Here is a 12,869-nt window from a genome sequence, read left to right as displayed (position 1 = left end):
TCCCCTCTCTTTAGCTGGCTGGGTGACCTTTTTTAGGGACAAAAAAGACATATCGCCCGTGAGCAACATGCCTTTTCATCAACAAAAATAGAAAAGGCGCAAGTTACGAAAAATGTAACCTACGCCATGTTAACGAGATCAAAAAAACGATACTACGCTCGTATCAATGGTGGGGTTACGTCATGTATGCCCTTGTTTGAATGACCCATGCGTACAATTCTTTTCATGACTAGCCCACCTTTCCATTAATATTTTGAATTTCCAATAAATACATTCTGAACTTTACCATTCTTGCGGATACATTGTCAACTGATCTTTTCCGCGCTTTTGCTTCCCTTCATTTATTTGGTATGATTATCCTCATGAAGCTTATTCAGGAGGCCATTTATTTTGTTATCATCCAATCAAAAACGTCGATTGACATCTGTTCAAATCATCGTGTTCGCCTACGTTGGGCTCATCCTGATCTCAGCGTTTCTTCTGTCAATGCCGTTTTTTCACTTGCCGGGAGTCTCCCTTTCTTTTATTGACTCTTTGTTTACCGCGGCGAGTGCCATCAGCGTTACCGGGCTAACTGTCATTACGATTCATGAGGTTTTCAACCAGTGGGGGATTCTCTTTCTTACGTTGCTCTTCCAGGTTGGCGGGGTCGGAATCATGACACTCGGAACGTTCATCTGGATCCTCATGGGTCAAAAAATCGGTCTGGAACAGCGCATCTGGATCGCGACAGACCACAACCGCTCCACGTTGTCCGGTCTGGTCGACCTGATGCGCAATATCCTCGTGATTGCGCTCTTGATCGAGCTGGTGGGAACCATCCTGTTAGGCAGTCATTTTATTTACGCTGGCTACTACGACGATTGGTACACCGCGTTCTACCATGGCTACTTTGCGTCTGTCAGCGCTTTTACGAATGCCGGGTTTGACCTGCACGGAAACTCCATGCTCGACTTTACCCACGATTACGTGTTTCAGACTATCGTGATGATCTTGATTATTTGTGGAGCGATCGGGTTTCCCGTACTCGTGGAGCTGAGAACGTACTTTTCCTATCGGCGTGCAAAAGTGCGTTTCACCTTTTCTCTCTTCACCAAGATTACGACACTGACTTTCTTTTCCTTGATCGTCATTGGCGCCCTGCTCATTTTCGTTTTTGAACGAAATCAGTTTTTGGCCGATAAGACCTGGCATGAAATGCTGTTTTATTCGTTGTTCCACTCCGTCTCTTCACGAAGCGGCGGTCTCGCTACGATGGATATCAGCCTCTTGTCGACCGCGACACTCATCATGCTCTCCGGGATGATGTTCATTGGCGCTTCTCCGAGTAGCGTGGGCGGGGGGATACGGACCACGACGTTCTTCGTCCTGATTGCCTCTGTTTTTGCCAACATGCGTGGCTACAAGGAAGTAAAGGTGTTCGGAAGAGAACTGGTTGATGAGGACATTCAGCGCTCCTTCATCGTCTTTTTCATCGCGATCATCCTGGTGTTCACAGCGGTCATGCTGCTCGTCTGGCTGGAGGATTTACCTTTTCAGTACGTCTTGTTCGAAGTCTGCTCTGCTTTCGGTACGACCGGATTGTCTAGCGGGATTACAGCTCAGATGGGCATAGGCGGCAAGCTCATCCTGATTATTACGATGATGATCGGACGTATCGGGATTATCAATTTGCTCCTCTTCTTGAAGCGCAATGACCGAATCGTACGCTACCATTATCCGAAAGAACGCATCATCATTGGTCAATAGAGGAAAGGAAATCCCCCAGAGCTATGTAGCCGTTGGGGGATTTTTTCGTGTAGAGAATCACATGTTTTTTAGCGCAAGAGAATGTGTCGTTGCACAGTTTATGCCCGTGAAGAATTATAATGAAAAAAAGCTCCGCCAAGTCATGTTGGCGAAGCCTTCCTTGTCATCGAATGTCGGATTAATACGGGCCCCAGTTAATCAGGACCCCGATAACGATAAACACGATGGAGAGAACTGTCCATACCGCTGTGAGCGGAAGCATGAACTTCAGCCACTTGCCGTAGGAAATGCCACTCATCGCCAAAATGCTCATCAGAACACCTGAGGTCGGGTTAATGCAATTGACCACACCTTCTCCGAGCATCAGAGCCTCTACTGCTACCTGGCGCGTAATGCCCATCAGGTCAGCCAATGGAGCCAACAACGGCATCAGCATAACAGCTTCACCTGAACCGGACGAAATCAAGAAGTGCAGCCCGGCGCTTCCGAGGAACATCCCAATCGCCCCTGCCATCGGTGAGAGCGGCTCCAGAATGGTAGCAAGTCCGTACACGATGGTATCAAGGAACTTCCCATCTTCCAAAATGACTGTGACCGCACGTGCCATACCGACAATCAGAGCCCCATAAATCAGTCCCTGACAGCCTTTTAAGAACGTTTTGGCGATATCGTTGCCGCTCATCTTGTTGAGCAAGCCTACTCCGATCGCAATGAAAATAAAGATTCCGGACATCTCGTTTACGTCCCATTTGAACAAGATCGTGCAGATGATAAAACCAATCAGAACGATCCCCGTAAACGCCAAGATCAATTTGTGACGGGTTGTAAAATCAACATTTTTCGTGTCTACTTCCATCGTGTTTGAACCACTATCTGAAGGAAAGAGCTCGTCCCCCAAGATACTCTTGTTTTGACGAACCTTCCGTGCGTAACGCCCGATGTACAGAATGGTTACGATCACAAACGTAACATAAATGATGGTGCGGTAGCCGATACCTGAAAACAGCGGCAGCTCCGCAATTTCTTGGGACAAGCCCAGCGTTCCTGGAAAGGCAATTGTCGTATTGAATCCGGCATACACACCCAGATAAATTAGAGCCACACCGAAGATCGCATCCATTTTCATCGCTCTCGCAATCATGATGCCAAGCGGAACGAATGCAATGACGGAGTTGACGATGACACCCAACGTACCCAATACGGAAAAGACGGAAGTGATCAAAATAACCAGCAGCCACTCCCTATTTCCTAATTTTCGGACCATGGTCAGAATCGCTGCGTTGAGTGCACCTGTCTTATCCAATACAGCTAAAGCACCGCCTGTGAACAAAACGAGGAAGATGATCGGCGCGCCTTTGACCATCCCTGTCTGGATCGCGGTAAAAAACTCGATAAAGCCCGTAGGATTCGGCTCTACCGCATGATAGCTGCCCGGGACAACCGTCGTCACATTGCCGTTTTTTACACGTTCAAATTCTCCTGTCGGGACCACATAGGTAGCCAAAGCACATAGAAGTAAGATGCAAAACAAAAGGACGTAGGCGTCTAGCCGAAATAAGCTTTTCTTTTTTAGTTGCTTGCTCTCTGTCATAAGGTAACCCCCTGCGTGTGTAGCGCTCTCTAAGAATGTTGGGCTGCTTCATAAATCGCAGCTGTCATGATTTTTGCCCCATAAATCAAGGCATCCGTCTGAAAGGTCATCTGTGGATGATGCAGAACAGGTGTGAGCCCACATCCCAGACCAATCATCGTGGTAGCCAGCTCAGGGCGGTGAATCGCGTAAAAATGGAAGTCCTCTCCGCCTGGTGTCACGCATATATCGGCAATTTTGTCCTCACCCAATATTTGCCCAATTGCCTTTTTGACTACGTGGATCATGCTCGCATTGGCGACCGCAGCCGGTGTGACTCCCGACCATTCCCACTCTACATCCATGCCCATCAAAGCCCCTGTCTGACTCATGGCATACTCGGTCTTTCTCCGCAATTCTGCCATGCCTTCATTGGACTGGGCACGTACATCAAGGCTAAAGGTCGCGCGATCAGGGATGACATTCACTGTTTCTCCCCCTGCTTGCAATTGGGTCATCTTCACGGAAAAAGAGCATCCGTCTTGCAGACGAATGTTTTGCAACGCAATAACCAAAAACGAAGCGGCTTCGATGACATTTTTACCGAGCGCCGGACGTGCTCCGTGTGCTTGCAGACCTGTAATCGTCCCTCTGACGGAGCTAGACGATCCATGCAAAATCGCCGGAGCAGCGCTACCATACGGCACTTCCATTTCCGGTCGCAGGTGAACGCCGATCAGCTTTGTCACGCCTTCCAGGGCTCCATCCTTCATCATCTGCAGGGCTCCGCCCATCTTCTCCTCAGCAGGCTGGAAAAGAAAGCGCATCGTTTTCGGCGGTACCACTCCGCTTGCTTGAATAGAAAGGGCGCTGTAGAGAGCCAGTGTCGAGTGAGCATCGTGTCCGCATGAATGATTCGGTCTCACCACGCCGTCTACTTCCTGCACGAGTGCATCCATATCCGCGCGCAAAGCCACGATTTCAGCACTCTCTCCAGGAATCTCTGCATAAAAGCCGTGGTGCCCCTCGAAGCGTGTGACGGCAATACCAGCCGCCTCCAAGCGTTCCCGCAAATATCTTGCCGTTTTCTCCTCGTGCCAGCTCGGCTCCGCCAATTGATGCAAATCTTTGTATGTTCGCACTATTTCGTCGCGATGCTCGTCCATGTATAAGAACGGATTCATCCGATACATCATCCTCCTTGATGTCTTCTCTAGTATCTCTTTTGGCTCTACCGGATGTACAGCAAGATTTGTGCCAAAACTATATTGTTATAAAAGTTAAGCATTTCTGAACAATTTCAGATTTTTAGGTTATAATATAGGTTGTTTTTTACAGATATCCGATCCAATATTTCCACCCAAATCTAAAAGCTATTCGGCAGATATAAAGGAGTCGCATCATGATAAAACAGAACCCATGCATATTGTTGATGACCCGGCTGGAGACGATCAGCCTGCTATTTGCAAACACGCTCACGTCTTTTTTCGGCAACCGCTTGGACATCATTCGAAACCATATGCAAGAACGGCTTCACCCGAGTGTATACGATGAAGTTGATCTCATCCTCGTTTCGGATATGAGTCTCTTGCACGATCAGCCAGTTCCTCCGTCAGACATCCCCGTACTGCTAGCAAGGCGCACGATTGACATTAACAAATTGGATCAACTCATGGACTTGCCGCCAGGAACGCGCTGTCTATTTGTTTCCAACTCCATCGAAATGGTAGAAGGCGCGATTGAGCTATTGTTTCATCTCGGATTCTCTCATCTGACATTTGTGCCGTATGTACCCGATACCGAGACTCCGCTTCCTGAAAAAGATCAAATAGATGTCGCTGTCTGTCATGGGCTCAGGGAGCTGATTCCTGCTCATTTTGAAAACGTCATTGAGTTGGGCCACCGACCTTTGGATTTGACGACGATCTTTGATATTTCGCGTCTGCTTGATCTGTCTCCGGATAAGGCAAACCTGTACACGGCTGATTTCATCAGTGATTTCGTCCATATCGGGCGCAAGCTGACAAACTCGGTACACAATGAACGGAAGCTAAATGAAAAGCTGAGCTCCATTTTAAATGCCGTCCATGAAGGCATCATTGGCACAGATGCCACAGGGAATATCACTGTACTGAACAAAGAAGCCGAGAAAATTTTGCATATGACTGAAACCACTTGCATCGGGCGAAATGTAGCGGAGGTCATTCCCGAATTTCTTATTCTGGAAGTAGTAGAGTCACACACGGAAGTAACGAAGCAGGTATTGGAATTCCGCGATTTGTACCTCTTGGTGACCAAGATTCCCACGTTCTTGGATGATCTGTTTCTAGGCGCGGTCATTACCTTTCAGGACGTGACGAAGGTACAGCAGATCGAACAGGAAATACGGACGAAGAGTGCCAATCTCGGACTGATGACCAAGTATTCGTTTGACAATATTATCGGCAAAAGCCCGTCTATTCAGGCCAACAAGCGAGTGGCGACCAAGCTGGCCGAAAGTGACTTTACGATTCTCATCACAGGGGAAAACGGAACCGGGAAGGAAGTTTTTGCCCAAGCCATCCATCAACACTCGACGCGCCGTGACGGTCCGTTCGTCCCCGTCAATTTTGCAGGGCTGACCGAGAGCTTGGTAGAGAGCGAATTATTCGGGTACGAGGAAGGTTCTTTTACCGGAGCACGAAAAGGCGGAAAGATGGGGCTATTCGAGTTGGCTCACAACGGGACCATTTTTCTGGACGAGATTGGGGATGCCCCGCTTAGCATCCAGGCGTCACTGCTTCGTGTTCTCCAGGAAAAGCAGGTCATGCGCGTAGGGGGCTATCGCGTCATTCCAGTCAATGTCCGCGTCATCGCCGCTACCAATTGCAACCTGATGGAAATGGTCAAAAATGGGACATTTCGCGAGGATTTGTACTACAGGCTGAACGTCCTGCCGTTGCACATCCAGCCCCTGCGTGATCGTCCAGATGATATCTTGGTGCTGATTGATTATTTCTTGCAGAAAAAAAAGCAGCGTCTGTCCTTCTCACGAGAAGTGACGGAACAGCTACTCCGTTACGATTGGCCAGGCAATATTCGCGAACTGGAAAATTTCATTCACTATGCAGTCGTCATCGCAGAGGGGAATCAGGTGGAGCTGGCTCATTTGCCGGAGCGTTTTTTTGCGGGGCGTGTCTCTACTCCGCCACTTCTCTCTCACCGGGATGATACGTTGGAAGATACAATCCGGTATTTGTCCAGGCAAGGTTCCTCGGAAGATTACGCAGCGATCCTGCAAGTACTGTCCGATTGCTACAAGCGTCAGGAGCGTATTGGACGCAGTGCCCTGCTCACGAGAATGGAGAGTCCCTCCATGACTGAAGCCCAAATCAGGCACAAGCTGACCGTGCTGGACCGCGCTGGATGTGTCTCGATTGGGGTCAAGAAGCAAGGGACGCAGATTACTGCGTTTGGGCAGCAGGTGTTGGAGGCTTTGCTGATTGCAACGAAGGGGTAATCACTGTTGTCTTCCAACTATTGTGGAGCCCGAAGTAATGCCACATGTTTTCCAGTCCAAGCGCCTCTGGAGCCCGCCCCAGCGTAGAAATGAATAGCGGGGAATTTCAGCTTTTATTACATACAAAAACGCTTTCGCATTTTCTGGTTTGAAGCGCTCCCGCTATTCATTTCGGAGCGGCCAGTCAATCACCTTGCGGGGCGTAGGCCGAAGCGTAGACTGGAAATGCACTTCTTCCTTCCACTACAGCATCGATACAGCATATAAAAAAAGCGGCAAGGTTTTAGCTCCTCCGCTTTTTTCATGAATCCACCTAAGTAGTCACGATGGACGACTCTATTTTTTCTGGTTGAATGATAGGCAAAATAGGCAGCTCCATCAAATTCCGATGCTTACCCGGCCCGTAGTAATCCTGCTCTGCATGAGCCAGACGGAAGCCATAGGCAGACAGCGCGCGAATAGAAGATGCGTTCGTTTCACTCACCGTAACCTGCACGGTGCGAAGTGTCGGGAACTGGCGCAGGGCTTGCAGTCTGGCTTCGATTAGCCGCTTACCGATGCCTTGACCTTGAAACTCCTTGCTCACATTGCTGAACAGAAGCCAGCCGGTCGTCTGATACATATCAATTCCGGCGCAGCTAAAACCAATGAGCTGGCCGTTATAGGTCGCCTTGAAAATCAGCTCAGGAAACAGCTCCATATACTTTTTCAGCTCATGCAAGTTCATTCGATCGGGTAATGTCATATCCGCCAACGTGATCATTTCCGCAAAATCATCTCTTACGACGCGCTCAATCTGCACTTCCACCCTACCCGCCTCCTGTACATTCGCTCTTACATTTACACTGTAGCAAACGGGTATAAAGCTAGAATGGATGGCTTGTGAAAGTACTGTAAAATTCATTGCGTCCGGCTGAACAATTGTCTATAGAAGCGGGATGTATATAGATATTTTCATCGCCACAGGAAAGCTCGATCCCCTCACGTCTGTCACTTCAAAATCCGGTCCCTCGCCTCTCTCATAATTCGATTGAGGCAACCATGTTCCGTAAATGTAGCGACGAGTGTTTTGCACAAGGTCGGCGTCACCCGTCACTTTGAATTCCGCGTATTTTCCGCCAGGCAAGACGAGTGAGATAAAACCTTCAGGCAATTCATTAGGAACAAGATTCACAGCCTCCCCGATCACAAAAGAAAAGCTTCCGTCATCTTCAAATTCGCAGGCGATTCCGTACGACATATCTTCCGCCGCTTTATTCGGAATCCGCAAATAGTCTTGATTACGTCCAAATTCATAATAGAAGCCCGGAATGTCTTTAAAATGCTGCTCATCCTGTAAGTTCGTCCGGAACCTGCGGCCAATGATACAAATGTCATCCAATGTCGCGATGGTTGGTTTATTCATCGTGATCTCTCCTTTGATCGTTTGGCGAAAGGCCAAGAAGTCCATCTTGGCGAGATAAGGCAGCGAATGATTTTCCCGACGATACCTTCCAGGTGTAATCCCGAATTGCTTCTCAAAAGCGCGTGTCAATGCTTCCTGCGACTGGTATTGATAGGCCACCGCAATTTCGAGTACATTGTCACTTGTCTGTTTTAGCGCAAGTGCAGCTTCCGACAGTCTGCGCTTACGAATGTACTCCTGTACGCTGAAGCCTGAGATTGCCTGAAACAGCCGTTGAAAATGAAACGCAGAGAAATGCGCCCTGGAAGCAATTTCTGTGATGTTCATTTCTTCCTGAAGATGCTCTTCCACAAAATCAATCGCGTCCTGAATCCGCTTGTACGTGTCCATCTTTGACTTCCTTCACCTATTTTTTCTTTAGTATGCGGGAGATCACTGGCATTTTTTTGATCAACTGTGCTATCTTTCAAGCGTTACGTCGTCAGTCGCTCTACCAATACGGGCGACAGTTCCTTCTCTTCCTTTTTCCCATCCAGCTGCTGTGTCCAAATCCGCTCATGCAGCATCTCAAATGCGTATTTTCCCATCAACGTACTGGAGCTGGATACAGTGGTGATCTCTAGCAGTTCTCCGATTGGCTGATCATCGCAACCGACTACGGCCAAGTCTTCCGGTACGCGAATCCCCAACCTGCTCGCTTCTTTGATGATCCCTGCCGCTATATGATTGCACGATACGATCATTGCTGTCGGCCGCTCTTCTGTTTGCAGCAATTTCCCCACGACATCCTTGCCGTCTTGGATCGTTAAACACTCTTCAAACGACCACTCAGCAGAGGGTGTTACGTCAATCGAACGCAGCTTTTCGTAATAGGCACGTTTGCGATGCTGACTGTTAAAGCTGTTTTTTCTGCCGATGCAATACCCGATCCGGCGATACCCCTTCTTCATCAGATACTCCATCCCGATCAGAAACGTTTGATAGTGGTCGATATGAACACTCGAAACAGAGGTAGTATCATTTGCTTCACACGTGATGATAGGTCCGTATCCTGCATATTCATTCAGCGTTTCGCAAGAGCTGGACCTGGAGCACATGATTAGCCCGTCGATTTTTTTATTTTTGAGCAAGTGTAAGACACTGCGTTCTTGCTCGGGGTTGTTATTTGTTTGGCACACCATCAGCTTGTAATGATGCTGGACTGCTTCTGCTGCAATGCCTTCGATAATGGAGCTGTAGTATTGGTTGTTGACGAGAGGCAATGTCACACCGATGACCATCGTTTTTCCCGTAGAGAGGTGGACCGCATTACTGTTTTGAACATAGTTTTGTTCTTCAATAATCTTGAGAATCTCCGCGCGTTTTTTCTCGTTCACGTACGGATGGTTGTTAAGCACACGGGAAACGGTTGAAACGGATACACCTGCCAATTTCGCGATTTCTCTTATGTTAGCCACTCAGATTACTCCTCTAAGTCGGATCAGTTATTATTACATACATCAAAGCACATTCCGCTTGCTCTGAAAAGCGTTCCACACATTATGCTCTCCTTATGTAGAATGAAAGGAGTCGTGTTTTGTGATTCGCTTAAAATTTGAATATCTCTTGTTTATCGCAGGCTTATTGATTTTGGCTCTCGGGATCAACATGATGACGACCATTACATCCTTTGGTCTTAGCCCGTATGATTCTCTGTTTATTGCCCTGTATCAAAACTTCGGGATATCGATTGGCTTCTGGATGTTTGCCATTAACCTGACCTTTGTCATCATCGTCCTTTTCATGGATCGCAGTTATATTACTGTCGGTGCCATTTTGGTCATGATGCTGATCTCCATCTTTGTCGATTTGATCGGGTCCATTGATGCGCTCATGGCTGCTATCCGTTCATTGCCGCCGCTTCTGACCATGGCACTCGGAAACATTTGCATCGGCAGCGGTATCGGGTTGTATGTGTGTACCCAAGTGTGCACAGCTCCCCAAGAGGCATTTGTACTGGTTATGTCGAAAAGATTAAAGTGGACATTCAGACGGACAGAAATTTTGCTGGCGTGCATGTTTCTTAGCGCAAGTTTCCTGTTAGATGGCCCGATTTATTACGGAACAGTCGTGCTATCTTTTACGACAGGCTACATTATTCAAGCAGCTATTAACGTCGGGAATAAGATGCTTCGTCTCGTCAATCAAACGAAGGGGGCGGAGGCATAAGAGGAGGAAAGCCTTGAGAAATTTTCGACCAAAAGTTGTGTGTTCCCTTGCAGTGAGCCTGTTTCTATTGCTTGTCGGTTGCTCCTCTTCCACTGGTCTCGTAAAGGCTAGCGGAGATGTTTTTGCCCAGAGCGAAATTCACAGACTGACCCAAGATCCTGAAAACGTGAGGCATTACCGGCCTATGAGTATTCAGGAAATGACACCGCTATTGCCTTCGTCTCTCCAAAGCAAAATCAAGCTAGTGGATAAAACGAAGCTACCTTTTCCTGTCGAAAAAGAGATGGCCTATCTCGTCTCATTCTCCTCAGGCTTGGAAAAAGTAACACGACACCAGCTACAACTGACATACGCGCAGGGTAACGAAGTCCCTATTGCGGAAAACTTCTTCATCGTACGTATGACAGAGACAGATGAAAACCCATTGGCCCACGTGAAGCCATCTGCTTCAGGACTTGACTCGTTTGGGAACGTCATGCGCGTTGAACAACTGACCGACGATATCACTTTCTATCATCATATCATCACAACGAACAGCTCTTATGTGTATAACTTTTACAAGTACGATGATAAAAATCAGGAAGTAAATCTGACCGTCACAAACGCCCATGAGATGGAGTTCTTTGATCAGGGAATTTTGTATCATCTCGCGTACCACACTGGAAGCAATCAGCTGGACCCTACCCTTCATGATCAGATGGTAGCGCTGGCGAAGGATTTCATTTCTGTCCGTTCCTAAATGAAAAAGAAGGATTCCCCTGTAGCTCATAAGACTGCTAGGCGGAATCCTTTTTTCTATCTCTTGACCTTCACGCGGCGTAAAGCTTTACGATATTTTCCAGTACGATCAAGTAACTGGAGGGTGAACGATGCCAAACCACGAACAAATTTATAAAAATCAAGCGGAACAGTACGATCTGATGATTTCCAGACAACCAAGTCTGCTCGCTGCCATCGAAGAAATCACCCCTATCAAAGGACAGGACGTGATCGATCTGGGAGCTGGCTCAGGAAGACTTACGTCTGTGCTCGCCCCTCATGCCAAGTCCATTCTGGCTCTCGATGCTTCCGCTGCCATGCTAGAAGTGAATGCACAACAACTGACGCAAGCCGGTCTTTCCAATTGGAAAACCAACGTAGCGGATCATCGAGAACTTCCCGCAGACACTAATAGCGCGGATGTCATTGTAGCGGGGTGGACGGTTTGTTACCTCACCAGTTCAGAAGTTCCCAACAACGAGCGCAATCTTGAAAAGATCATCCAAGAGATGAAACGCGTGCTTCGTCCTGGTGGCACGATCGTCATCATGGAGACAATGGGGACCGGATATGAAACACCGCACCCACCCGAATTTCTTACACAGTACTATTCTTTGTTAGAAAACAAATACGGCTTCTCTCACAAATGGATTCGCTTGGACTATCAGTTTAAAGACATAGCGGAAGCAGAACAGCTTTCACGGTTTTTCTTTGGAGAGGAGCTTGCAGACAGAGTCGCTCGGGAAAAACTGGTGACATTGCCGGAATGCGCGGGAGTATGGTGGCTGAAACTCCACTAAAAATTTGGATTTCCCATCTTGCCCATCTGATAGTCGTTAAAGGCCTCAGCGATTTCCTCCGGGCTATTCATAACAAATGGACCATGCATGACAATCGGCTCGTCGATTGGTTCCCCGCTGAGCACAAGAATGATTGTATGGTCTTCTTGTCCTTCTATCTGAATCTCACCGGGAACATTTTCAAACAAGACAAAATCCCCTTCATGGACTACCTGACTTTCGTTGATTCGGGCTGATCCTCGCAATATCAGAGCAGCGGTATTAAAGGACGTTGGCAGGCTACATTGTGCTTTTCCACCTACTTTGAGCTCGATATCGAACAAATGGATCGGCGTAAATGTTTGCGCTGGCCCCTTTATGCCGTTGAATTCTCCAGCAATGACGCGAACGCTCCCACCACCATCGGGTAAATCGCTTCTTCCCATTTGGGAAGACAGCAGCTCCTGATATCTCGGGGAATGCATCTTGTTTGCACGGGGAAGGTTCACCCAGAGCTGAATCATTTGAAACAGTCCGCCGCGCTTGGCAAACTCTCGTTCATGATATTCCTTGTGTAAAAGTCCCGAGCCTGCCGTCATCCACTGTACGTCTCCTGGCCCAATGATGCCATGGTTCCCTTGATTGTCATGATGCTCAATGGACCCCTCATAAGCAATGGTGACGGTCTCAAATCCGCGATGGGGATGCGCTCCTACGCCTCTGACCTGCTCACTGGGAGGAAATACAAAGGGCGCGTTGTAATCCATCAAGATAAAGGGGCTAAGTCGTTGCCCAAACCGATTTCCCGACGGAAAGTAGTTGGAGACGCGAAAACCGTCACCGACCATATGGAAGGGGGCTCCCTTGTAAACCCCCTCGATTTTACGAAAGACTGTCATT

11 protein-coding genes are annotated in these 12,869 nt (G+C 48.0%); 5 read left to right on the top strand and 6 right to left on the bottom strand.

Annotated elements, in window-relative coordinates:
* The first annotated feature begins 390 nt into the window (after window positions 1–390).
* Window positions 391–1,749: a TrkH family potassium uptake protein gene (locus ACM6JA_RS27660; protein ID WP_414854975.1), complete on the top strand. Its 1,359-nt coding sequence runs from the start codon at window positions 391–393 to the stop codon at window positions 1,747–1,749.
* Between the two features lie 178 nt (window positions 1,750–1,927).
* On the opposite strand, the gene ACM6JA_RS27655 is transcribed toward ACM6JA_RS27660, so the two are convergent.
* Window positions 1,928–3,340 (bottom strand): YfcC family protein, encoded by a 1,413-nt coding sequence (locus ACM6JA_RS27655; protein WP_414854974.1) that lies wholly within the window; start codon window positions 3,338–3,340, stop codon window positions 1,928–1,930.
* A gap of 29 nt (window positions 3,341–3,369) precedes the next feature.
* The gene (locus tag ACM6JA_RS27650; RefSeq protein WP_414854973.1) at window positions 3,370–4,503 is read right to left on the bottom strand and encodes a M20 peptidase aminoacylase family protein; all 1,134 of its coding nucleotides are present in this window, start codon (window positions 4,501–4,503) and stop codon (window positions 3,370–3,372) included.
* Window positions 4,504–4,721: 218 nt separating this feature from the next.
* Between ACM6JA_RS27650 and ACM6JA_RS27645 the strand changes: the two genes are divergently transcribed.
* Window positions 4,722–6,818: a sigma-54 interaction domain-containing protein gene (locus ACM6JA_RS27645; protein WP_414854972.1), complete on the top strand. Its 2,097-nt coding sequence runs from the start codon at window positions 4,722–4,724 to the stop codon at window positions 6,816–6,818.
* 313 nt (window positions 6,819–7,131) lie between these two features.
* Here ACM6JA_RS27645 and ACM6JA_RS27640 read toward each other — a convergent pair whose 3' ends face one another.
* The 3 genes from ACM6JA_RS27640 to ACM6JA_RS27630 form a co-directional block, all read right to left on the bottom strand.
* The gene (locus tag ACM6JA_RS27640) at window positions 7,132–7,626 is read right to left on the bottom strand and encodes a GNAT family N-acetyltransferase (protein ID WP_035291419.1); all 495 of its coding nucleotides are present in this window, start codon (window positions 7,624–7,626) and stop codon (window positions 7,132–7,134) included.
* 117 nt (window positions 7,627–7,743) lie between these two features.
* Complete coding sequence (locus tag ACM6JA_RS27635; RefSeq protein WP_414854971.1) at window positions 7,744–8,613, bottom strand: AraC family transcriptional regulator; 870 nt, start codon at window positions 8,611–8,613, stop codon at window positions 7,744–7,746.
* A gap of 83 nt (window positions 8,614–8,696) precedes the next feature.
* Complete coding sequence (locus tag ACM6JA_RS27630; protein WP_414854970.1) at window positions 8,697–9,680, bottom strand: LacI family DNA-binding transcriptional regulator; 984 nt, start codon at window positions 9,678–9,680, stop codon at window positions 8,697–8,699.
* A 121-nt stretch (window positions 9,681–9,801) separates the two neighbouring features.
* Between ACM6JA_RS27630 and ACM6JA_RS27625 the strand changes: the two genes are divergently transcribed.
* The 3 genes from ACM6JA_RS27625 to ACM6JA_RS27615 all read left to right on the top strand — a co-directional run bounded on the left by ACM6JA_RS27625 (window position 9,802) and on the right by ACM6JA_RS27615 (window position 11,990).
* Window positions 9,802–10,431 carry a YczE/YyaS/YitT family protein gene (locus tag ACM6JA_RS27625; protein WP_414854969.1) on the top strand — a complete coding sequence of 210 codons (630 nt, stop codon included), beginning with the start codon at window positions 9,802–9,804 and terminating at the stop codon, window positions 10,429–10,431.
* 13 nt (window positions 10,432–10,444) lie between these two features.
* Entirely contained in the window at window positions 10,445–11,170 is a 726-nt protein-coding gene (locus ACM6JA_RS27620) for a hypothetical protein (protein WP_414854968.1), read from the top strand.
* A 130-nt stretch (window positions 11,171–11,300) separates the two neighbouring features.
* The gene (locus ACM6JA_RS27615; protein ID WP_414854967.1) at window positions 11,301–11,990 is read left to right on the top strand and encodes a class I SAM-dependent methyltransferase; all 690 of its coding nucleotides are present in this window, start codon (window positions 11,301–11,303) and stop codon (window positions 11,988–11,990) included.
* On the opposite strand, the gene ACM6JA_RS27610 is transcribed toward ACM6JA_RS27615, so the two are convergent.
* Window positions 11,987–12,868: a pirin family protein gene (locus tag ACM6JA_RS27610; RefSeq protein ID WP_414854966.1), complete on the bottom strand. Its 882-nt coding sequence runs from the start codon at window positions 12,866–12,868 to the stop codon at window positions 11,987–11,989. The two genes, ACM6JA_RS27615 and ACM6JA_RS27610, sit on opposite strands and share 4 nt — an antisense overlap.
* Window position 12,869: the final 1 nt, after the last annotated feature.

It is taken from the genome of Brevibacillus sp. IT-7CA2, assembly GCF_949767855.1.
Lineage (GTDB): Bacteria > Bacillota > Bacilli > Brevibacillales > Brevibacillaceae > Brevibacillus.
Note: the sequence above shows the minus strand (reverse complement) of the source record. Positions and strands in the feature narration are given on the sequence as shown.

Excerpts from the sequence above, each read along its gene's own strand:
- ACM6JA_RS27655 (WP_414854974.1), bottom strand. The coding sequence starts at position 3,340 with ATGACAGAGAGCAAGCAACTAAAAAAGAAAAGCTTATTTCGGCTAGAC.
- ACM6JA_RS27650 (WP_414854973.1), bottom strand. The coding sequence starts at position 4,503 with ATGAATCCGTTCTTATACATGGACGAGCATCGCGACGAAATAGTGCGA.
- ACM6JA_RS27645 (WP_414854972.1), top strand. The coding sequence starts at position 4,722 with ATGATAAAACAGAACCCATGCATATTGTTGATGACCCGGCTGGAGACG.
- ACM6JA_RS27635 (WP_414854971.1), bottom strand. The coding sequence starts at position 8,613 with ATGGACACGTACAAGCGGATTCAGGACGCGATTGATTTTGTGGAAGAG.
- ACM6JA_RS27615 (WP_414854967.1), top strand. The coding sequence starts at position 11,301 with ATGCCAAACCACGAACAAATTTATAAAAATCAAGCGGAACAGTACGAT.
- ACM6JA_RS27610 (WP_414854966.1), bottom strand. The coding sequence starts at position 12,868 with ATGACAGTCTTTCGTAAAATCGAGGGGGTTTACAAGGGAGCCCCCTTC.